Genomic DNA, 22,025 nt, shown 5'->3' on the forward strand with positions numbered 1-22,025 from the left:
GGATTCCATCCTACCCGAGCGGGACCGCCCCGTCGGCGCCCGACGCACCGAAGTCACCCGCCGTGCCGTCGAGCGCCCGTGCCAGCGCGAGCACCGTGGTGACCTGCCCCACGACCGTCTCGGCGCCGTCCACGGTGGTGACGTCGACGAGGGCGTCGTCCTGGCGCACCCGGCCCAGGCGGCCCTCCGCCCCGGCCTCCGTGGTGCCGACCAGCGCCACACCGGCCGCGCCCTGCCGCAGCCCGGCGAGGAGGCCGGTGAGGATCGCGTCGCCGGCCGCGGCGGCCTCGGCGGTGTCGGTGGAGTCGGTGGTGTCGGTGTCGGTGGCCTCGGCGGGCTCGGGGTCCGCGCCGCCGACGACGAGCACCAGCGGTGCGCGGCGCTCGGCCGCGACGTCGGCCTGCACCAGGCCGCCGCCGGCGAGGCCGTCGAGCAGCGACCGCGAGCGCGGGCCCGCGGCGTCACCGGCCGGGTCGGTCGTCGCGACCGCCACCCCGAGCAGCCGGCCCAGCCGCTCGTAGGTGGGGGCGTCGGCAGCGACCTCCTCCGCAGCGTACTGCGTCATGAGCTGGCTGCCGAGCGTGTCGACGAGGGCCTTCTCGTCGGCGGCCAGCAGGCCCGGCAGGACGGAGTACGCCCCGGTGAGCGCGCCGCCCGCCTCCTCGACGCGGGCGCGGAGCGCGTCGACCACCTCCTGGTCGGCGCCCGGGAGCGTGACCACGACGACCGAGCGGTCGGCGAGCCGGTCGCGCAGCAGCGCCGGCGCGGCGGCCGCGGCGAAGGCGTCGCCGAAGGAGGCCTCGAGCCCGGCCTCGGCGGTGGTGGCGGCGGTCGGGCTGGTGCGACCGACGTCGGAGAGCGGACCGCCGCCGAGCACCACGCCGACGGCAAGGGCGAGGAAGACGGCGACGAGGGAGACGAGGTGCTGGCGGAAGGTGATCACGGGAGGAGTCCTCGGGCGGTGTCGCCGACGGTGTCGACGGTGGCGGTGAGCGCGCCGGCCACGGAGTCGTAGGCACGGCCGGCCAGGTCGGTGAGCACGGTGCTCGCGTGGTCGGTCCACTCCTGGCCGACCGGCGTCGTGGCGACGGCGGCGGCGAGGGCGAGCAGCCCCGCGACGAGCACGAGCAGCAGGTGGCGCGGCCGCACGCGGCCGGAGTAGAGGTGCGGGACGGCCGCGGCGTCGACGAGCCGGTGGCCCACCGCGAGCCGGGTGAGGAACGTGCCGGCGGTGCCGGCCCGCTGCCGGTCCAGCAGGTCCTCGAGGCGGCCGTCGAGCCCGACGCCGACCACGAGCGAGGCGCCCTGACGGTCGGCGAGCAGGAGCGCGACGTCGACGGAGCCGGCGGCGGTCTGGACCCGACGGGGTCGGGTGCGCAGCCCCTCGAACCGCTCGGCGGCCGTCGTCCCCGTGCCCGGCTCGGCGCGGACGACCAGGTCGCGGGCGGCACGGACGGCCGCGGCCGCGGGCAGGTCGGACTCGTCGGGGCCGACGACCAGCACGTCGGGCCGCAGCCCCGCCGCGACCAGCGCGTCGGCGCCGGTGTCGACGCCGACGAGCACGACGTCCTGCTCGCGCAGGAACGGGCGCAGGCCCGCGAGGTCCTGGGCGTGGTCGCGACCGGGCGCGACCACGACGACGGTGCGGCCCTCGAGCGAGGTGTGCAGCCGCGGGAGGCCGGTGCCGTGCAGCAGGAGGTCCTGCTCGCGCCGGACGAACTCCGCGCTGGTGTGCGTCAGCACCTCGAGCTGGTGGGCCAGGCCGCGGCGCGCCTCGCCGGTCTCGTGGGCCAGGACCTCGGCGTCGACGGTGCGACCGCGGGCGACCGGCTCCTCGCCGAGCCACACCGCGCCGTCGTGCACCCGCACCGCGGCGCCGTCGGGCACGGCGGCGGTCGCGTCCGCGCCGAGGCCGTCGACCAGGACCACGCCGGCGTCGGCCAGGACCTGGGGGCCCTGGGCGGGGTAGCGCCCCGAGAGCAGCGGCCCGGTGTGCACCACCGCGGAGACACCCGCGGCCGCGAGCGCCTCGGCGGCACTGCGGTCGAGGTCGTGCTGGGCGAGCACGACGACGTCGCCCGGGCGGAGCCGGGGCAGGAGGTCGGCGACGCGACGGCCGACGCGGGCGGTGCCGCGCAGACCGGGGAGGACGGGGGCGGGGGCGGTGCGGGTGGGGAAGCGCATGGCGTGCTCGATTGTCCCTGCAGCCCCACCCGTCACAGCGCACCTGCGCCGCCCGGGCGCGTCGCCCTAGCCGGCGGCGGCGCGCGCGGCGTCGAGCAGCTCGCGGGCGTGGGCCAGCGCGGTGTCGGAGTCCTCCATGCCGGCCAGCATGCGCGAGAGCTCGCGCTCGCGCTCGCCGTCGTCGAGCACGGTGAGGCCCGAGGTGGTCACCGACCCGTCGCTCGCCTTGGCCACGACGACGTGGCGGTCGGCGAAGGCCGCGACCTGGGGCAGGTGGGTGACCACCAGGACCTGCGCGTCGCGGGCCAGCCGTGCCAGCCTCCGGCCCACCTCCACCGCTGCCTTGCCGCCCACCCCGGCGTCGACCTCGTCGAAGACGAAGGTGGGCACCGGGCTGGTGCCGGCGAGGGCGACCTCCAGCGCCAGCATCACGCGGGAGAGCTCGCCGCCCGAGGCGCCCTTGCCGAGCGGCCGGGGCTCGCTGCCGGTGTTGGCGGCGAGCAGCAGCTCGACCTCGTCGGTGCCGCTGCGCCCGAAGCGCAGCCACCGCTCCCCCACCTTCAGCGCACCGTGGTCGCCGGCCGTCGGGGTCGTCACCTCGTGCTGGCGGACCGCGACGCCCAGCTCGGCGTGGGGCATCGCCAGCAGGGTCAGCTCCTCGCTCACCTCGCGCGCGAGCCGCTCGGCGGCCTCGGCGCGCGCGGCGGTGAGCGCGGCCGCGGTGTCGGCGAGCTGCTCGCGCAGAGCGGCGCTGCGCCGGCGCAGCTCCTCGATCGCGTCGTCGGTGCCGTCGAGCTCGAGCAGCCGGGCGGCGGAGCGCTCGGCCCAGGCGAGCACCTCCTCGACCGACTCGCCGTACTTGCGGGTGAGCGCGGTCAGCGCCGCGCGGCGCTCGGAGACGGCGGCGAGGCGGGCCGGGTCGGTGTCGACGCGAGCGGCGTAGGACGCGACGTCGGCGGCGACGTCGGAGAGCAGGTAGGTGACCTCGGCGAGACGGTCGGCCAGCTCGCCGGCCTCGGGGTCCTGGCCGCGCACGGCCTCGAGCTGGGTGCGGGCCGCCGCGGTGGTGGCGAGCGCGTCGGGCGCGCCGGTCTCGCTCGAGAGCGCCTCGCGTGCCAGCTCGGCGGCGGCGCGCAGGGTGTCGGCAGAGCCGAGCCTGGTCTCCTCGCGCGCGAGCGAGGCGTCCTCGCCGGGCTCCGGCGCGACCGCCTCCACCTCCTGCAGCCCGAAGCGCAGCAGGTCGGCCTCCCGGGCCCGCTCGCGGGCCGTGGCCACGACCTCGTCGAGCTCGCGCTCGCAGGACACGAGCGCGTCGTGCTGCTCGCGCCAGCGCGCGAGCAGGCGCGCGACCGGCGCACCGGCGAAGCGGTCCAGCGCGCGTCGCTGGGCGCGGGGCTGCAGCAGCCGGTGCTGGTCGGACTGGCCGTGCACCGCCACCAGCGGCTCGGCGACGTCGGCGAGCGTGGCCACCGGCACGGCCGCGCCACCCACGAAGGCGCGGCTGCGGCCCTCGGCGGCGAGCGTGCGAGCGAGCACCACCCGGTCGTCCTCGACCACACCGCCGGCCTCGTCGACCGCCGCGGCGAACCGCTCGCCCACGTCGTGGCCCTCGACGACGACGATGCCCTCGACCCGGGCCCGGCGAGCGCCCCGGCGGACGGCACCGCTGTCCGCGCGGCCACCCAGGAGCAGGCCGAGGGCGGTGACGACCATCGTCTTGCCGGCGCCGGTCTCGCCCGTGATCACGGTCAGGCCGGGCCCGAGCTCGAGGGTCGAGGAGTCGATGACCCCGAGCGAGTCGATGCGGATCTCCTCGAGCACCTCAGACCCCCTCCTCGCGGCGACGGCGCTCCGCCGCGCCGCGCCAGCCCTCGACCGGCAGCCCGAACTTCGCGACCAGACGGTCGGTGAACGGCGCCTCGTGCAGCCGCACCAGCCGCACGGGCCGCTCCCCGCGGCGCACCTCGATGCGCGCGCCCGGGGGCAGGTCGACAGCGCGGCGACCGTCGCACCACAGCACCCCCGCACCGGCGGCGGTGCTGATGAGCTCGACGGCGAGCACCGAGGTCGGCGCCACCACCAGCGGTCGCGCGAAGAGCGCGTGCGCGCTGATGGGGACGAGCAGCAGCGCCTCCACGCCCGGCCAGACGACGGGCCCGCCGGCGGAGAAGTTGTAGGCGGTGGAGCCGGTCGGCGTCGCGCAGACCACCCCGTCGCACCCCCACCGCGACAGCGGGCGGCCGTCGACCTCGACGACGACCTCGAGCATCCGCTCGCGCGACGCCTTCTCGACGCTGGCCTCGTTGAGGGCGAAGGTGCGCGAGACCACGGCACCGCCGTGGTGCACCCGCACGTCGAGGGTGAGGCGGTCCTCGGCGGTGTAGCGCCGGTGGGCCACCGCCTCGACCGTCGAGTCGACGTCGTCGGGCTCGGCCTCGGCCAGGAAGCCGACGTGGCCGAGGTTGACGCCGAGCACGGGCGTGCCGGTGGCACGCGTGATCTCCGCCGCGCGCAGGATGGTGCCGTCGCCGCCGATGACGAGGGCCAGCTCGCAGCCCACCCCCAGCCCGTCGCCGGGGCCGTCGTGGCCGTCGGGGGTCATCGGGTCGGCGCCGACCGGGTCGTCGACGACCTCGACGGCGTGGGGGTCGAGCCCGTCGGGGCCGCCGAGACCCGCGACGGTCTCGAGGGCGAGGTCGGCCGCCTCGCTGCGCAGCAACCGCACCGCGAGCCCGTGCGCGACCAGCGCTCGGCAGAAGGCGCGGGCGACCTCACGGGCCTCCTCCCGCCCCGTGTGGGCCAGCAGCAGGATGCGGCGTCGCGCCGGGTCGCCAGGCCCGGTCTCGTCGGCCGCGGGTCGCGGTGACGGCGGGCTCGCGGTCGAGGGGTCGCTCACGACTCCACCCTCTCACCCGGCTCCGACGCTCCCCGGCGAGCGGGCGCGGAACCGGGAGCGGAACGGGGTGCGGAACCGGGCGCGGACCCACCTCCGGACCCGGCCGGCGGCTCCGGCGGGGTGAGCGGCGCGGGCGCCGGGGGCGCGAGGGTGGCGGGGTCGCGCGCCACCTCGGCGGCGACCTCGTCCGCGCCGACCCCCGCCGGTCCGCGGCGCAGCCACACGAAGAACTCGACGTTGCCCGACGGGCCCGGCAGCGGGCTCGTCGTGACGGCCCGGGCGCCCCAGCCCCGGGCCTCCGCAGCCCCCACCACGGCGAGCACCGCCTCGGCCCGCAGTGCGGGGTCGCGCACGACGCCGCCCTTGCCGACGCGCTCCTTGCCCACCTCGAACTGCGGCTTGACCATGAGCGCCAGGTCGCCGTCCGGGGCGGTCACCGAGAGGAGCGCATCGAGCACGAGCAGCAGCGAGATGAAGGACAGGTCGCCGACGACGAGGTCCACCGGCGGGTCGACGAGCGCAGGGCCGAGCTCGCGGACGTTGGTGCGGTCGTGCACCAGCACCCGCGGGTCCTGCCGCAGCCGCCAGGCGAGCTGGCCGTAGCCGACGTCGACGGCGAGCACCTCGCGGGCGCCGTGGCGCAGCAGGACGTCGGTGAAGCCCCCGGTCGAGGCGCCGGCGTCGAGCGCGCGGCGGCCGGCGACGGCGAGGCCGAGCGGTGCGAACGCCGCGAGCGCACCGGCGAGCTTGTGACCGCCGCGGCTGACGTAGTCGGGCCGGTCGGGGTCGTCGCGGACCACCAGCGCGACGTCGGTGGTCACGGCAGTCGCGGGCTTGGTGGCCCGGGCGCCCTGGACCGTGACGCGCCCGGCCGCCACCAGCTCGCTGGCGTGCTCGCGCGAGCGCGCGAGCCCGCGTCGGACCAGCTCGGCGTCGAGGCGCAGCCTGCGGGGCGCCACGGGGCTACGCGGTCCCGCCGGGCGCGCCGTCCGCCTCGGGCGTGCCGTCCGCCTCGGGCGTGCCGTCCGCGTCCGGTGCGCCGTCCTCGTCGCCCCCGTCGTCGTCACCGGGATCGAGGGCGCTGCGCAACGAGGCGTGCGCCTGCTCGAACACCGCGACCCGGTCGGCGACCGGGCGGTCCTCGACCGCGTCGAGCGCGGCCAGGGCACGGTCGACGGCGCCGACCCCCGTCGTCGGTGCCGCCGGGACCTCGCTCGTCATGCGGGCAGGCTACCGGCCGGCGGGCGCAGGCCGTCGTGGGCTGCGACGTCGCCGGTGTCGTCGAGGTGCTGCCAGGCAGCGCAGGCCGCGGCCCGCCACCAGTCGTCGGGATCCGGTGGGCCGGGTGCCCGCACCCGTGCGCCGCGCGGACCCTCGGTCACCTCGAGCCGGCCGTCGCGCACCACCGCGCGCCACGTCCCCGCGACCCACCCGGACCCGTCGCGGCGCGGGGCGGCGTGGGGGCGGCCGAGGCCGCCCAGGTCGTGTGCGAGGAAGGTCGTCCGGGTGTGCGCCGGCGCGCCGAGGACCTCGCCCAGGCCGGACACGCCGGTCAGCACGAGCAAGGAGGCCATGCCGGCGTTGCGGGCGCCCTCGACGTCGGTGTCGAGGCGGTCGCCGACCATCAGCGGCCGGCTGCCACCGAGTCGACGCACCGTCTCGTCGAGCAGCGGACGGGCGGGCTTGCCCGCGACCTTCGGCGAGCGGCCGGCGAAGTCGGCGAGCATCCGCACCAGCACACCGTGCCCGGGTGCTCGGCCGTCCGGTGTCGGCAGGCTGTGGTCGGTGTTGCTGGCCACCCAGGGCAGTCCGCCGGCTACCTGCACCGCGGCCTGCATCAGCTCCGACCACCGCACGTCGGGGCCGTACCCGGTCACCAGGGCCACCGGCAGCGGCTCCTCGCGCCGCCCCTCCCCGCCACCGGCTCGTCCGCCGCTCCCGGGCGCGGGCACGGGCAGGAGTCCGACCTCCGTGACCGCCTCCCGGAGCCCGGCCGCGCCCAGGACCCACACGGGCGCGCCCGGCCCGTGGTCTGCGAGCAGCAGGCTGGCGGCTGCCTGCGCCGACGTCACGACGTCACCGGGCTCGGCGGGCACGCCGAGCGAGGTGAGGTGCTCGGCCACCCGGGCAGGCGGACGCGCCGCGTTGTTGGTCACGAAGGCCACCTGCGCCCCGGCGTCGCGGGCCGAGCGGATGCCCGCGGCCGCACCCGGCAAGGCGTCCGGACCGACGTAGACGACGCCGTCGAGGTCGAGCACGACCAGGTCGTGGGCGGTGTGCAGGGGCTGCGCGCTCTCACCCAGCACGGGTCTCCTCCCGACGTCGGCCGACTGGTCCGCACACCCTACGATCACCCGGGTGGACTCCTCCGACGACGTCGCGCCGCCCGCCGTGGCCGCGCCGTTGCGGTTGGAGCCGTTCCGCGCGATGACGCTCACCGGTGGTCGTGTCGGCGACCCGGCCTCGGCCCGCGCCTTCGCGCGGCCCTACCGTGACGTCGCGCGGCGTCTCGCCCGCTGGGAGCGTGCCGGCCGGCTGACGCGCGACCGGGAGCCGGCGGTCTACCTCCACGAGTACACGGTCGGGGGCATCACCGTGCGCGGTCTGGTCGGCGCCCTCGACCTGTCTCGACGGGCGCGCGCCGACCAGCTGCCCGCCGTCCTGCCCCACGAGGCGATCCACCTGCGCCAGTCGCAGGACCTCGCCGACCGGATGCGCGAGATGGAGCTCAACCCCGCACCGATCCTGCTGGTCCACCGCGGACCCGCGGAGGTGCGCGACCTCGTGCGCGCCGTCGCGCGCCGCGAGCCCGACCACCACCTGCAGGACCGGGCCGGTCACAGCCAGCGCGTGTGGGCAGTCCGCGCCCTCGACGAGCTCGCGCTGCTCGAGCGCGGCCTGTCCGGCACCCACGCCCTGCTGGCCGACGGCCACCACCGCTACGCCGCCTACCTCACGCTGCAGGCGGCCGCGCCGGGCACCGCCTGGGACCGCGGCCTCGCGATGCTGGTCGACCAGGACGACACCCCCCTCTTCCTGGGCGCCATCCACCGCGTCCTGGAGCGCACCACGCTGGCCGACGTCGCCGACGCCGTGGGCCGGCTGCCCGGGCTGACGTGCACACCAGCGGCGGAGATGACAGCGATCGCTGCCCTCGCTGCCGACACGATGGTCCTGACCGACGGCACGGCGTGGGCGGTGCTGCGGATGACCGCCCGCGACCGCCCGGCCGTAGAGGTCCTGCACGAGGACCTGGTGCCCCGCCTGCCACGCACCGGAGGCGGGGTCACCCACCACCACTCCGTGCACGACCTGCTCACGCGGATGGACCGCGACCGCGACGTCGCCGTGCTGATGCCGGCGCCCGACTTCGACCTCGTGCTGTCGACCGTCGCAGCGGGCCGTCTGCTGCCCGAGAAGGCGACCTCCTTCCAGCCGAAGCCGCCGCTGGGGGTCGTCATGCGCTCGCTGCGCGACGGATGACCCGCGCGCGCTCGACCTCGACCTCGACCACCGAGGCCGCGCCCGCCCCCGTGCGGTAGAACCGTCGGCGCACCGCGCCGTCCACCTCCACGAGGTCGCCGGCGCGCCAGCTGCGCACCGCGCGCCGCGTGCGGCCCGACCACGCCGAGCACTCCAGCGCGTCGACGCTCGTGCGGCCGCGGCGCTTCGCCTCCGGCCGAGCGACCACGAGCCGGAAGGTCCACACCTCGTCACCGCTCGGCAGCTCGCGCCGCTCCGGGTCCTGGCTGACCCGTCCCGCGAGCCGCACCTCGTTCACCGCCACCACCGCGCCTGCGGCCTCGTCCGTCCTGGTCACGTGACCACCTCCAGACAGCACCGTGCCCCCGCACGCATCCCTCGAGAAGGCCGAGGGGACCAGCTGTGGACGGCGTCGCCCGGTCGGAGGCCTGTGCACGAGCGGTGGCCACCGCCGCACCACGGCCTGCCGGACCCCGGAACGCAGGACAGCCCGCGACCGAGGTCGCGGGCTGTCCTGAAGGGGTTGTCCGGCGGCGTCCTACTCTCCCACAACCTCGCGGTTGCAGTACCATCGGCGCTGAAAGGCTTAACTTCCGGGTTCGGAATGGGACCGGGTGTTTCCCGTTTCGCTATGGCCGCCGTAACACGTGTCGAACCTCCATCCAGTCACCCCTCCTGTGGTGCGTTGGGGTGTGGTGGTGGTCCACCCTTTGTGGAGTTGTTTCTCCCGTGGGTGGGTTGTGGTTCGGGAACCGCACAGTGGACGCGTGACATCACATAGCTCTCGCAGGTGTCGAGAGGGTGGTCGATGGTGTGTGGGACAAGCCCTCGGCCTATTAGTACCGGTCGGCTGGGCATCACTGCTGTACACCTCCGGCCTATCAACCCAGTGATCTTCTGGGGGCCTTACCCCGTCAAGCGGGTGGGAAACCTCATCTTGAAACGTGCTTCCCGCTTAGATGCATTCAGCGGTTATCACTTCCGAACGTAGCCAACCAGCCGTGCTCCTGGCGGAACAACTGGCACACCAGAGGTTCGTCCATCCCGGTCCTCTCGTACTAGGGACAGCCTTTCTCAAGTTTCCTACGCGCGCGGCGGATAGGGACCGAACTGTCTCACGACGTTCTAAACCCAGCTCGCGTGCCGCTTTAATGGGCGAACAGCCCAACCCTTGGGACCTGCTCCAGCCCCAGGATGCGACGAGCCGACATCGAGGTGCCAAACCATCCCGTCGATATGGACTCTTGGGGAAGATCAGCCTGTTATCCCCGGGGTACCTTTTATCCGTTGAGCGACGCCGCTTCCACATGCCAGCGCCGGATCACTAGTTCCGACTTTCGTCCCTGCTCGACATGTCTGTCTCACAGTCAAGCTCCCTTGTGCACTTACACTCGCCACCTGATTGCCAACCAGGCTGAGGGAACCTTTGAGCGCCTCCGTTACATTTTAGGAGGCAACCGCCCCAGTTAAACTACCCATCAGGCACTGTCCCTGATCCGGATCACGGACCTAGGTTAGACATCTAGTACGACCAGAGTGGTATTTCAACGATGACTCCACCCCAACTGGCGTCGAGGTTTCACAGTCTCCCACCTATCCTACACAAGCCGAACCAAACACCAATACCAAACTATAGTAAAGGTCCCGGGGTCTTTCCGTCCTGCCGCGCGTAACGAGCATCTTTACTCGTAGTGCAATTTCGCCGAGTCCATGGTTGAGACAGCGCCCAAGTCGTTACTCCATTCGTGCAGGTCGGAACTTACCCGACAAGGAATTTCGCTACCTTAGGATGGTTATAGTTACCACCGCCGTTTACTGGGGCTTAAGTTCTGAGCTTCGCACACACAAGGTGTGCTGACTCGTCCCCTTAACCTTCCAGCACCGGGCAGGAGTCAGTCCGTATACATCGTCTTACAACTTCGCACGGACCTGTGTTTTTAGTAAACAGTCGCTTGGGCCTGGTCTCTGCGGCCATCACCGCTTCCACACGCAAGGTGTGTCACGGATCCGGCCCCCCTTCTCCCGAAGTTACGGGGGCATTTTGCCGAGTTCCTTAACCATGGTTCACTCGATCGCCTTGGTATTCTCTACCTGATCACCTGAGTCGGTTTGGGGTACGGGCGGCGCATAGCTCGCTAGAGGTTTTTCTCGACAGCATAGGATCATCGACTTCCCCATACGGGTCCCCATCAGGTCTCAGACATGCACCACGCGGATTTGCCTACGTGGAGTCCTACACCCTTGGCCGTGGACAACCATCGCCACGGTCCGACTACCTTCCTGCGTCACCCCATCGCTTGACTACTACCAGATCGGGTCGTGCGCTACGCCCACCAGTCTCGCCCCGAAGGGTCCGATCCGATGGGTTTCGGGCACTTAGCATCACCGGGTTCGTCATGGGCGCTACTTTGCCGGTACGGGAATATCAACCCGTTGTCCATCGACTACGCCTGTCGGCCTCGCCTTAGGTCCCGACTTACCCAGGGCAGATTAGCTTGACCCTGGAACCCTTGATCATTCGGCGCACGTGTTTCTCACACGTGATTCGCTACTCATGCCTGCATTCTCACTCGTGTCGGATCCACCACTCGATCACTCGGCAGCTTCACTCCCGACACGACGCTCCCCTACCCATCCACACACCTGAACCACGAAGGCTTAGCTATATGTGTGAATGCCATAGCTTCGGCGGATGACTTGAGCCCCGCTACATTGTCGGCGCGGAATCACTTGACCAGTGAGCTATTACGCACTCTTTCAAGGGTGGCTGCTTCCAAGCCAACCTCCTGGTTGTCACTGCGACTCCACATCCTTTTCCACTTAGTCACCGCTTAGGGGCCTTAGCTGATGGTCTGGGCTGTTTCCCTCTCGACTACGGAGCTTATCCCCCGCAGTCTCACTGCTGCGCTCTCACTTACCGGCATTCGGAGTTTGGCTAACGTCAGTAACCTGGTAGGGCCCATCGGCTATCCAGTGCTCTACCTCCGGCAAGAAACACACAACGCTGCACCTAAATGCATTTCGGGGAGAACCAGCTATCACGGAGTTTGATTGGCCTTTCACCCCTATCCACAGGTCATCCCCTCAGTTTTCAACCTAAGTGGGTTCGGTCCTCCACGCGGTCTTACCCGCGCTTCAACCTGCCCATGGATAGATCACTCCGCTTCGGGTCTTGATCGCGCTACTCAAACGCCCTGTTCGGACTCGCTTTCGCTACGGCTTCCCCACACGGGTTAACCTCGCAACACAACGCAAACTCGCAGGCTCATTCTTCAAAAGGCACGCCGTCACACCCCACAAGGAGATGCTCCGACGGATTGTAGGCACATGGTTTCAGGTACTATTTCACTCCCCGCCAGGGGTACTTTTCACCTTTCCCTCACGGTACTTGTCCGCTATCGGTCACCAAGGAGTATTTAGGCTTAACGGGTGGTCCCGCCAGATTCACACGGAATTTCAGGGGTTCCGTGCTACTTGGGAACACACTCACAGAGCCAGCCACTTACGCGTACGGGGCTCTCACCCTCTCCGGCGCCACTTTCCAGTGGGCTTCAACTTCACGGCTGGTTTCTCACTCTGCGCCAGTACGGCAGCACTGACAAAAATGCGTCCCACGACCCCCCACACGCAACGCCTGCCGGCTATCACACGCATGAGGTTTAGCCTCATCCGATTTCGCTCGCCACTACTCTCGGAATCACTGTTGTTTTCTCTTCCTACCGGTACTGAGATGTTTCACTTCCCGGTGTTCCCTCCACACGCCCTATGTGTTCAGGCGCGGGTAACTGGACATGACTCCAGCTGGGTTTCCCCATTCGGACACCCCCGGATCAACGCTCGGTTGCCAACTCCCCAGGGCTTATCGCAGGCTCCTACGTCCTTCATCGGCTCTTGGTGCCAAGGCATCCACCATGTGCCCTTCACAGCTTGTCTCGCATCGAACAAACTCGACACAACAATTGCTACAAAGATGCTCGCGTCCACTGTGCAGTTCTCAAACAACAACCCGGCCCACCCACACACACCACCGACCAACGTCAGCGGGGCGCGAGCCCGGGAACCAGAGCAACCCCACCCACCCCCACACCTACAGGGGCGACGCGTGATCCCTCAGGACCCAACAGTGTGCCACCAGCGACCACCCCACCCACACGACCACCACCCAGGTTCCACACCCACCCCCACCCCCCCACAGGGAGAGACGAGCAGCAGGTAGTACTGAGGACAGCAGCCACACAGACAGGCCAGCCATTCACCGACGATTCCACTAGCGAACACCACTCAACGCTCCCCCACCCAGACGGCAGGAGAGTCAACGGTGCGTGCTCCTTAGAAAGGAGGTGATCCAGCCGCACCTTCCGGTACGGCTACCTTGTTACGACTTCGTCCCAATCGCCAGCCCCACCTTCGACGGCTCCCCCCCTTGCGGGTTGGGCCACCGGCTTCGGGTGTTGCCGACTTTCGTGACGTGACGGGCGGTGTGTACAAGGCCCGGGAACGTATTCACCGCAGCGTTGCTGATCTGCGATTACTAGCGACTCCGACTTCATGGGGTCGAGTTGCAGACCCCAATCCGAACTGAGACCGGCTTTTTGGGATTCGCTCCCCCTCACGGGATCGCAGCCCTTTGTACCGGCCATTGTAGCATGCGTGAAGCCCTGGACATAAGGGGCATGATGACTTGACGTCATCCCCACCTTCCTCCGAGTTGACCCCGGCAGTCTCCTATGAGTCCCCACCACGACGTGCTGGCAACATAGGACGAGGGTTGCGCTCGTTGCGGGACTTAACCCAACATCTCACGACACGAGCTGACGACAGCCATGCACCACCTGTACACCGACAAAAAGGGCACCTATCTCTAGGTGTTTCCGGCGTATGTCAAACCCAGGTAAGGTTCTTCGCGTTGCATCGAATTAATCCGCATGCTCCGCCGCTTGTGCGGGCCCCCGTCAATTCCTTTGAGTTTTAGCCTTGCGGCCGTACTCCCCAGGCGGGGCGCTTAATGCGTTAGCTGCGGCACGGAACCCGTGGAATGGATCCCACACCTAGCGCCCAACGTTTACGGTGTGGACTACCAGGGTATCTAATCCTGTTCGCTCCCCACACTTTCGCTCCTCAGCGTCAGGTCATGCCCAGAGAACCGCCTTCGCCACCGGTGTTCCTCCTGATATCTGCGCATTTCACCGCTACACCAGGAATTCCGTTCTCCCCTGCATACCTCTAGTCTGCCCGTATCGGAAGCAGGCCAGGTGTTGAGCACCTGGTTTTCACTCCCGACGCGACAAACCGCCTACGAGCCCTTTACGCCCAATAATTCCGGACAACGCTCGCACCCTACGTATTACCGCGGCTGCTGGCACGTAGTTGGCCGGTGCTTCTTTACCTGCTAAAGTCACTTGCGCTTCGTCACAGGCGAAAGAGGTTTACAACCCGAAGGCCGTCATCCCTCACGCGGCGTTGCTGGATCAGGCTTCCGCCCATTGTCCAATATTCCCCACTGCTGCCTCCCGTAGGAGTCTGGGCCGTGTCTCAGTCCCAGTGTGGCCGGTCACCCTCTCAGGCCGGCTACCCGTCGAAGCCTTGGTAGGCCATCACCCCACCAACAAGCTGATAGGCCGCGAGCTCATCCTCCACCGCCGGAACTTTCCACCCAAGACCATGCAGCCTCGAGTCATATCCGGTATTAGACCCCGTTTCCGAGGCTTATCCCGAAGTGAAGGGCAGATTACTCACGTGTTACTCACCCGTTCGCCGCTCGTGTACCACCGAAGTGGCCTTACCGCTCGACTTGCATGTGTTAAGCACGCCGCCAGCGTTCGTCCTGAGCCAGGATCAAACTCTCCGTTGAAAAACAAAAGAGCAAACCCAAGCAGAACAAACCCCGACAATATTCATTGCCAGAATCATCATCCACAAAGGAATCCGTACAACCCCCACCAACCAACCACCCGATCACGAGCAGCCAGCCACACGATGAGAGCCGGACGGGCAAAATAATTCGTCGACTATCAATGACACACTGTTGAGTTCTCAAGAATCACACGCGCTCGGGCGGAAAACGGAGACTTGCTCCCCGCCCCGTCCCGGGGCAACCCGCAGAAACTTACCGGATCCTCTGCGCCCGGTCAAACTGGGCGGTGCGGGACCCGCGAGCCTCGCGGGAGGTGGTCAGCCGTGGTGCAGCAGCCCGGTGGACCCGGCTCTGAGGCCGGTCCGGCCTGCCGCTCGCGGCGACAGGTAGAACAGTACGCACACCGGCGCCGGATGCAAAATCGGGGGTCAGCGGCGGCTCCGCAGCGGCGCCGCCGGGCGGTAGTCGGACACCGTCGGGTCCCCCGCGACCCAGAAGCGCCAGGGCCGGTCGGCGGCCGCGCGGAGGCCCACCCGGGGCCCGGTCGCGACCCGCGTGGGCGGCACCGGCGCGCCCTGCTCGAGGTGCGGACCGGGTCCTCCGGTCAGGAGGTCGGCGCCGTACTCCCCCGGCCCGATGCCGAGCGCGACGCACAGCCGCGCCGGCCCGCGGGCCAGGTCGCGGTCGGGCACCGCGCCGCGGCGCTCGCGCGCGAGCTCGAGGCCCTCGACGACCTCCCCGGCGCGCAGCAGGAGCGCGGACGCCTCGCCGTCGGGACCGGTCACGACGTTGGCGCAGTGGTGCATGCCGTAGACGAGGTAGACGTAGAGCCGACCCGCCCGCCCGAACATCACCTGGTTGCGCGGGGTCGGGCCGCGGAACGCGTGCGAGCCAGGATCGGCCGGACCGGCGTACGCCTCGACCTCGGTCAGGCGGACCGCCACCTCGCCGTGGCGCAGGACGCAGCCGAGCAGGCGCGGGGCAGCGTCGAGCACCGGTCCTGCCAGCACCTCGTCGAGCCGGTCGCCCGCACCCACGCCCGCGGCCTCAGCGCAGCCGCTCGCGCAGCGCGCCGCTGCGCTCGCCCAGCTCGTCGAGCTGCTCACGGACCCGGGCCGGCGCCGTGCCGCCGCGCCCGTCGCGCGAGGCGACCGAGCCCTCGACGGTCAAGACGTCGCGCACCGCGGGGGTGAGCGCCGGCGAGATCGCGGCCAGCTGCTCGTCGGTGAGCTCGTGCAGCTCGACGCCGAGCTCCTCGCACCGGCGCACGCACGCACCCGCCACCTCGTGGGCCACGCGGAAGGGCACGTCCTCGCGCACCAGCCACTCGGCGACGTCGGTCGCGAGCGAGAAGCCCTGCGGCGCCAGCGACGCGAGGCGCTCGCGGTCGAACTCGAGGGTGGCGACCATCCCGGTGAAGGCCGGCAGCAGCACCTCGAGCGTGTCGACCGAGTCGAAGACCGGCTCTTTGTCCTCCTGCAGGTCGCGGTTGTAGGCGAGCGGCAGTGCCTTGAGGGTGGTCAGCAGGCCGGCGAGGTTGCCGACGAGGCGGCCCGCCTTGCCGCGCGCGAGCTCGGCGACGTCGGGGTTCTTCTTCTGCGGCATGATGCTCGAGCCCGTCGACCAGGCGTCGTGCAGCACGACGAAGCCGAACTCCTTCGTGGCCCAGAGGACCACCTCCTCCGCCAGCCGGCTCACGTCCACCCCGACCTGGGCCGCGACGTAGGCGAACTCCGCCACGAAGTCGCGCGCCGCGGTGCCGTCGATCGAGTTCGCGCTCGAGCCCGTGAAGCCGAGCTCGTCCGCCACCGCCGTCGGGTCGAGGCCGAGGGACTGGCCCGCGAGCGCCCCCGAGCCGTACGGCGAGTCCCCGGCGACGCGGGCGTCCCAGTCGAGCAGCCGGTCGACGTCGCGCAGCAGCGGCCAGGCGTGCGCCGCGAGGTGGTGGGCGAGCAGCACGGGCTGCGCGTGCTGCAGGTGTGTGCGCCCCGGCATCACGGTCGGCCGGTCGCCGAGGTGCTCGCGCGCCTGGACCGCCAAGGTGTCGACGAGGTCGAGCACCAGCGCGGCCACCGCGCGGGCGTGGTCGCGCAGGTAGACCTTGAGCAGCGTCGCGATCTGGTCGTTGCGGGAGCGACCGGCGCGCAGCCGGCCACCCACCTCGGGGCCGACCTCCTCGAGCAGCAGGCGCTCGAGCGCGCCGTGGACGTCCTCGTCGTCCGGGTCGGGCTGCAGCTCCCCGGCCGCGTAGCGCTGGGCGAGCACGTCGAGGCCGCGCAGCAGCTCGGCGTGGTCGTCGTCGGCGAGCAGCCCGGCGCGGTGCAGGGCCCCGGCGTGGGCCCGCGAGCCGGCCAGGTCGTAGGGCGTGAGCCGCCAGTCGAAGTGCGTCGAGCGCGAGAGCGCCTCCAGCGCGGGCGCCGGGCCGCCGGCGAAGCGGCCGCCCCACAGCTTGCCGGCCCCGGTCGTGCCCGCCTCGTGCCCCTGCCCCGCCATCAGTCGGTGCCGATCTCGAGCGCGACGTGGTCGAGCGCCTCGTCGCCGGCGTCGTGGGCGGCCGGGTTGTCGGTGATGCGGTCGGCGCCACCGGCCGGCAGCGCCCCGAAGAGGGTGCCGTGCTCCACGAGCACCTGCCCCTGCTCGATCGGCTGCGCGGCGTAGTGCTCCAGCTTGTCGCGGGAGTCGGCGATGTCGAGGTTGCGCATCGTCAGCTGCCCGATGCGGTCGGTGGGGCCGAAGGCGGCGTTGTCGGTGCGCTCCATCGACAGCTTGTCGGGGTGGTAGGAGAACGACGGGCCCGCGGTGCGCAGCACGGTGTAGTCCTCGCCCCGGCGCAGCCGCAGCGTCACCTCACCGGTCACCAGCGAGGCGACCCAGCGCTGGATCGACTCGCGGATCATCAGGGCCTGGGGGTCGAGCCACCGGCCCTCGTAGAGCATGCGGCCCAGGCGTCGCCCCTGGTCGTAGTAGTTGTCGAGCGTGTCCTCGTTGTGCACCGCGTTGAGCAGCCGCTCGTAGGCGATCCACAGCAGCGCCATGCCGGGCGCCTCGTAGATCCCGCGCGACTTGGCCTCGATGATGCGGTTCTCGATCTGGTCGCTCATGCCGAGGCCGTGGCGACCGCCCACCGCGTTGGCCTCGTGCACGAGCGCCACCGGGTCGTCGAAGCGCCGACCGTCGATCGCCACCGGGCGGCCCTGCTCGAAGGCCACCGTGACGTCCTCGGTGGGGATCTCGACGGTGGGGTCCCAGAACTTCACGCCCATGATCGGCTCGACGGTCTCCAGCGAGACGTCGAGGTGCTCCAGCGTCTTGGCTTCGTGCGTGGCGCCCCAGATGTTGGCGTCGGTGGAGTAGGCCTTCTCCTGGCTGTCGCGGTAGGGCAGGCCGCGCTCGGTGAGCCACGCGCTCATCTCGGTGCGCCCGCCCAGCTCGTGCACGAACTCGGCGTCGAGCCACGGCTTGTAGATGCGCAGGTCGGGGTTGGCCAGCAGGCCGTAGCGGTAGAAGCGCTCGATGTCGTTGCCCTTGAACGTCGAGCCGTCGCCCCAGATGTCGACGCCGTCCTCGTGCATCGCGCGCACCAGCAGCGTGCCGGTGACGGCACGACCCAGCGGCGTGGTGTTGAAGTAGGCCCGGCCGCCCGAGCGGATGTGGAAGGCGCCGCAGGCGAGCGCGGCCAGCCCCTCCTCCACCAGCGGCAGCTTGCAGTCGACGTGCCGCGCGATCTCCGCGCCGTACTCCACCGCGCGGCCGGGGACGCCGGCGATGTCGGGCTCGTCGTACTGCCCGATGTCGGCGGTGTAGGTGCACGGCACCGCGCCCTTCTCGCGCATCCAGGCCACGGCCACGGAGGTGTCGAGGCCGCCGGAGAAGGCGATGCCGACGCGCTGGCCGGCGGGCAGGGAGGTGAGGACCTTGCTCACGGGGGAACCACTCCTGGAGTACGTCGGGGGGACCGGGCTCAGCTGAGGCCGGCCGGGTGCTTCGGGTCGTTGGCGAGGGCGAGGATGCGGCGCGCGAGCGCCTCGCCGTCGGGGTCGCGGCCGATCACCAGCACGGTGTCGTCGCCGCCGATGGTGCCGAGGATGCCGCCGAGCTCGGCGCGGTCGAAGGCGCTCGCGAGGAACTGCGCGGCGCCCGGCGGCGTGCGCAGCACCACGAGGTTGCCGGTGGCCTCCGCGCTCACGAGGAGCTCGGCGCACAGCCGTGCGAGGCGGCCGCTCGCGGCGGCCCCCTCCTTGACCGCCGCGGGCCGGCGGTCGCCGCCCTCGGCGGGCACGGCGTAGACCAGCGCCCCGGAGCGCGCCCGCACCTTGACCGCGTCGAGCTCGACGAGGTCGCGGCTGAGCGTCGCCTGGGTGACGTGCACCCCGCGCGCGGCCAGCAGCTCGGCGAGCTCGGACTGCGAGCGCACGTCGTGGTGCTCGAGCAGCTCGATGATCCGGCGCTGCCGGGCGTTCTTGGTCAGAGGGCTGAGGGCGGACTCGCTCACGCGGCACCCTCCTCGGCGGCCAGGCCGGAGCGGCGCAGCACGAAGTCGAGCACCGCCTTCTGCACGTGGCGGCGGTTCTCGGCCTCGTCCCACACGACGCTGCGCGGCCCGTCGAGCACCTCGGCGCTGATCTCCTTGCCGCGGTAGGCCGGCAGGCAGTGCATCGCGACCGCGTCCGGCGCGGCGCGCTCGAGGAGCGCGGCGGTGAGGGAGTACGGCGCGAGGTCGGCGAGGCGCGCCTCGGCCTGCTCCTCGCGTCCCATCGAGACCCAGGTGTCGGTGACGACGACCTGGGCGCCGTCGACGGCCTTCTCCGGGTCGGGCTCGAGGGTGACCGTGCCGCCGGTGGCGCTGCCGATCTCGCGCGCCCGTGCGACGACCGCCGCGTCGGGCTGGTAGCCCGCGGGCGCCGAGGCCCGCACGTGCATGCCGGCCACCGCGCCGGCCAGGGCCCACGAGTTGCCCATGTTGCAGGCCGCGTCGCCGAGGAAGGTGACGGTCGTGCCGGCCAGCGGGCCCACGTGCTCCTGCACGGTGAGGAGGTCGGCGAGCAGCTGGCAGGGGTGGAAGTCGTCGGTGAGGGCGTTGAGCACCGGCACGCCGGCGTGGGCCGCCATCTCCTCGAGGTCGGCCTGGTGACCGGTGCGCCACACGATCGCGGACGCCTGGCGCCCGAGCACCCGGGCGGTGTCGGCGACCGACTCGCGCTGGCCGATCCCGGCGAGCACGCCGTCGACGGTGAGCGGGAACCCCCCGAGCTCGGCCACCCCCGCGGCGAAGGACGACTGGGTGCGCAGTGTCGCGCGGTCGAAGACCAGGGCCACCGTGCGAGGGCCAGCCAGCGGGCGGCGCGACCAGGGTGCGGCCTTGAGCGCGGCCGCGAGCGCCAGCACCTCCGCCTGCTCGGCAGGGGTCAGGTCGTCGTCGCGCAGCAGGTGGCGCACGCCCTCCGCCCCGCTGCTCACGTCGTCACCCAGGCGGCGTCGAGGATGCCCGGCCAGGCCGCGAGGAAAGCCTCGGCGTCGTCGGTCGACAGCACCAGCGGCGGGGCCAGGCGGATGCGGTCGGGGCCGGTGGCGTTGACGATCCAGCCCGCGTCCTGGGCCGCGGCGACGACCTCGGCCGCACGGGGCACGGCGAGGTCGAGCCCGATGAGCACGCCGACGCCGCGGACCTCGGTGACGCGGGGGTCCGCTGCCAGGCCCGACCGCAGCCGCTCGCCGAGCGCGACCGCGTGGGCCATCAGGCCGTCGCGCTCGACGGTGTCGATCACGGCGAGCGCGGCGGCGCAGGCGACGGGGTTGCCCCCGAAGGTGGTGCCGTGGTTGCCCGGCTCGAGCAGGTGGGCGGCCTCGCCGAGCGCGACGCAGGCCCCGATCGGGATCCCGCCGGCCAGGCCCTTGGCGAGGGTGACCACGTCGGGCACCACCCCCGACGCGGTGTGGGCGAACCACGCGCCCGTGCGCCCCACGCCGGTCTGCACCTCGTCGACCCACAGCAGGGCACCGTGGCGCCGGGTGACCTCGCGGCAGGCGCGCAGGAAGGCGTGGCCCGGGTCGACGACGCCGGCCTCGCCCTGCAGCGGCTCGAGGAGCACGGCCGCGGTCGCGTCGGTCACGGCCGCGGCGAGCGCCTCGGCGTCGCCGTAGGGCACGAAGGTCACGCCGCCCGGCAAGGGCTCGAAGGGGGCGCGGTAGGCCTCCTTCGAGGTCAGCGCGAGGCTCCCCATCGTGCGGCCGTGGAAGGCGCCCTCCATCGCCACGACGTGGGTGCGCCCGGTGCGCCGCGTCAGCTTGAAGGCGGCCTCGTTGGCCTCCGCGCCGGAGTTGGCGAAGAACACCCGGCCGTCCGCGGGGCCGCCGTCGCCGCCCAGCAGGGCGAGCAGCCGCTCGGCGAGCTCGACCTGAGGACGGGTGGCGAAGAAGTTCGAGGTGTGCCCGAGCGTGCGCAGCTGGTGGGTCACGGCCTCGACGAGGGCGGGGTGAGCGTGACCGAGGGTGTTGACGGCGATGCCGCCGAGCAGGTCGACGTACTCCTTGCCGTCGGCGTCCCACACGTGCGCGCCCTCGCCGCGCTCGAGGACGAGCTTGGGCGGGCCGAAGGTGTTCATCACCGCGCCGGTGTAGCGCTGCGTCCACTCCCCCGTGGCCCCCGTCGGGCTGCCGGGCGCGCTCACGCCTCCGCCCCCGGCTGTGCCTTGCGGGCCGCGCGCTCGGCCGCCTCCTCCTCGGCGGCGGCGTAGGAGCGCCGCAGCTTGGTCTCCACGCCCGGCAGCACCTGGGTGCCCACGCCGGCGTCGGTGAAGATCTCGAGCAGCACGGCGTGCGGCTCGCGGCCGTCGACGACGGTCGCCTTCGGCACGCCGCCGCGCACGGCCTCGAGGCAGGCACCCATCTTGGGCACCATGCCGCTGGCCAGCGTCGGCAGCAGCTCGGCGAGCGACTCGGGGCTGATCTCCTGGATGACGTCGTCGCTCTCGGGCCAGTCGCGGAAGAGGCCCTCCACGTCGGTGAGCACCAGCAGCTTGGCCGCGCCGAGTGCGACCGCCAGGGCGGCCGCGGCGGTGTCGGCGTTGACGTTGTGCACCTGCCCGACGACGTCGGGGGCGACGCTGGAGATGACCGGGATCCGACCGGCCTCGATGAGGTCGAGGACCGCCTCGGGCCGCACCCGCGCGACCTCGCCGACCAGGCCGAGGTCGACCTCCTCGCCGTCGACGACGGTGCTGGCGGGCTCGGCGGTGAACAGCCCGGCGTCCTCGCCCGAGAGCCCCACGGCGATGTGGCCGTGGGCGTTGATGAGGCCCACCAGCTCGCGCTGGACCTGTCCGACGAGCACCATCCGCACGACGTCCATCGCCTCGGGGGTGGTGACGCGCAGGCCGCCGCGGAACTCCGACTCGATGCCGAGCCGGTCGAGCATCGCGGAGATCTGCGGGCCGCCGCCGTGCACGACGACGGGCTTGAAGCCGGCGTAGCGCAGGAAGGCGATGTCCTCGGCGAAGGCCTGCTTGAGGCCCTCGTCGGTCATGGCGTTGCCGCCGTACTTCACGACGATCGTCTGGCCGTGGTACTCCATCAGCCACGGCAGCGCCTCGGCCAGGGTGGCGGCCTTGG

At 71.6% G+C, this 22,025-nt stretch carries 15 protein-coding genes, 3 rRNA genes and 1 pseudogene; 1 reads left to right on the top strand and 18 read right to left on the bottom strand.

Going from position 1 to position 22,025, the window contains the following annotated elements; all coding sequences use genetic code 11:
* Positions 1 to 10: 10 nt before the first annotated feature.
* From BJ989_RS11640 to BJ989_RS11670, 7 genes and pseudogenes are all read right to left on the bottom strand, one after another.
* On the bottom strand, positions 11 to 943 hold the full coding sequence (locus tag BJ989_RS11640) for a copper transporter (RefSeq protein WP_179518352.1): 933 nt from the start codon (positions 941 to 943) through the stop codon (positions 11 to 13).
* The gene (gene steA / locus BJ989_RS11645; protein ID WP_179518353.1) at positions 940 to 2,184 is read right to left on the bottom strand and encodes a putative cytokinetic ring protein SteA; all 1,245 of its coding nucleotides are present in this window, start codon (positions 2,182 to 2,184) and stop codon (positions 940 to 942) included. Before steA ends, BJ989_RS11640 begins: the two co-directional genes overlap by 4 nt.
* 66 nt (positions 2,185 to 2,250) lie before the next feature.
* Entirely contained in the window at positions 2,251 to 4,005 is a 1,755-nt protein-coding gene (gene recN / locus BJ989_RS11650; protein WP_179518354.1) for a DNA repair protein RecN, read from the bottom strand.
* A 1-nt stretch (position 4,006) separates the two neighbouring features.
* Entirely contained in the window at positions 4,007 to 5,080 is a 1,074-nt protein-coding gene (locus BJ989_RS11655; protein WP_179518355.1) for an NAD kinase, read from the bottom strand.
* Between the two features lie 209 nt (positions 5,081 to 5,289).
* Positions 5,290 to 6,024, bottom strand: a pseudogene (locus tag BJ989_RS11660) (TlyA family RNA methyltransferase); the annotation flags it as partial.
* 19 nt (positions 6,025 to 6,043) lie between these two features.
* Entirely contained in the window at positions 6,044 to 6,301 is a 258-nt protein-coding gene (locus tag BJ989_RS11665; protein ID WP_179518357.1) for a hypothetical protein, read from the bottom strand.
* Positions 6,298 to 7,386, bottom strand: a complete 1,089-nt coding sequence (locus BJ989_RS11670) for an HAD-IIA family hydrolase (protein ID WP_179518358.1) — start codon at positions 7,384 to 7,386, stop codon at positions 6,298 to 6,300. The genes BJ989_RS11665 and BJ989_RS11670 overlap by 4 nt, the downstream gene beginning before the upstream one ends.
* Positions 7,387 to 7,438: 52 nt before the next feature.
* Here BJ989_RS11670 and BJ989_RS11675 point away from each other — a divergent pair, with 52 nt between their 5' ends.
* Complete coding sequence (locus BJ989_RS11675) at positions 7,439 to 8,563, top strand: DUF1015 family protein (RefSeq protein WP_179518359.1); 1,125 nt, start codon at positions 7,439 to 7,441, stop codon at positions 8,561 to 8,563.
* On the opposite strand, the gene BJ989_RS11680 is transcribed toward BJ989_RS11675, so the two are convergent.
* The 11 genes from BJ989_RS11680 to argB all read right to left on the bottom strand — a co-directional run bounded on the left by BJ989_RS11680 (position 8,538) and on the right by argB (position 21,987).
* Positions 8,538 to 8,900 carry a single-stranded DNA-binding protein gene (locus tag BJ989_RS11680; protein ID WP_343049300.1) on the bottom strand — a complete coding sequence of 121 codons (363 nt, stop codon included), beginning with the start codon at positions 8,898 to 8,900 and terminating at the stop codon, positions 8,538 to 8,540. The two genes, BJ989_RS11675 and BJ989_RS11680, sit on opposite strands and share 26 nt — an antisense overlap.
* 188 nt (positions 8,901 to 9,088) lie before the next feature.
* Positions 9,089 to 9,206: ribosomal RNA gene (rrf, locus tag BJ989_RS11685) — 5S ribosomal RNA — on the bottom strand.
* Between the two features lie 173 nt (positions 9,207 to 9,379).
* Positions 9,380 to 12,496 (bottom strand): 23S ribosomal RNA (locus tag BJ989_RS11690).
* Between the two features lie 400 nt (positions 12,497 to 12,896).
* Positions 12,897 to 14,414 (bottom strand): 16S ribosomal RNA (locus tag BJ989_RS11695).
* The 16S, 23S and 5S rRNA genes sit together here, the layout of an rRNA operon.
* A 431-nt stretch (positions 14,415 to 14,845) precedes the next feature.
* A complete protein-coding gene (locus BJ989_RS11700) occupies positions 14,846 to 15,454 on the bottom strand; it encodes a DNA-3-methyladenine glycosylase (protein WP_179518360.1) in 609 nt (202 codons plus the stop codon).
* A 10-nt stretch (positions 15,455 to 15,464) separates the two neighbouring features.
* Entirely contained in the window at positions 15,465 to 16,910 is a 1,446-nt protein-coding gene (gene argH / locus BJ989_RS11705; RefSeq protein WP_179518361.1) for an argininosuccinate lyase, read from the bottom strand.
* Positions 16,910 to 18,340 (bottom strand): argininosuccinate synthase, encoded by a 1,431-nt coding sequence (argG, locus tag BJ989_RS11710; protein ID WP_179518362.1) that lies wholly within the window; start codon positions 18,338 to 18,340, stop codon positions 16,910 to 16,912. Before argG ends, argH begins: the two co-directional genes overlap by 1 nt.
* 38 nt (positions 18,341 to 18,378) lie before the next feature.
* Complete coding sequence (locus BJ989_RS11715; RefSeq protein WP_179518363.1) at positions 18,379 to 18,909, bottom strand: arginine repressor; 531 nt, start codon at positions 18,907 to 18,909, stop codon at positions 18,379 to 18,381.
* Entirely contained in the window at positions 18,906 to 19,874 is a 969-nt protein-coding gene (gene argF, locus BJ989_RS11720) for an ornithine carbamoyltransferase (protein ID WP_343049301.1), read from the bottom strand. Before argF ends, BJ989_RS11715 begins: the two co-directional genes overlap by 4 nt.
* Complete coding sequence (locus BJ989_RS11725; RefSeq protein WP_343049302.1) at positions 19,871 to 21,085, bottom strand: acetylornithine transaminase; 1,215 nt, start codon at positions 21,083 to 21,085, stop codon at positions 19,871 to 19,873. Before BJ989_RS11725 ends, argF begins: the two co-directional genes overlap by 4 nt.
* Positions 21,082 to 21,987 carry an acetylglutamate kinase gene (gene argB / locus BJ989_RS11730; RefSeq protein WP_179519579.1) on the bottom strand — a complete coding sequence of 302 codons (906 nt, stop codon included), beginning with the start codon at positions 21,985 to 21,987 and terminating at the stop codon, positions 21,082 to 21,084. Before argB ends, BJ989_RS11725 begins: the two co-directional genes overlap by 4 nt.
* Positions 21,988 to 22,025: the final 38 nt, after the last annotated feature.

This window comes from Nocardioides perillae, assembly GCF_013409425.1.
In the GTDB taxonomy this organism is placed as follows: Bacteria; Actinomycetota; Actinomycetes; order Propionibacteriales; family Nocardioidaceae; genus Nocardioides; species Nocardioides perillae.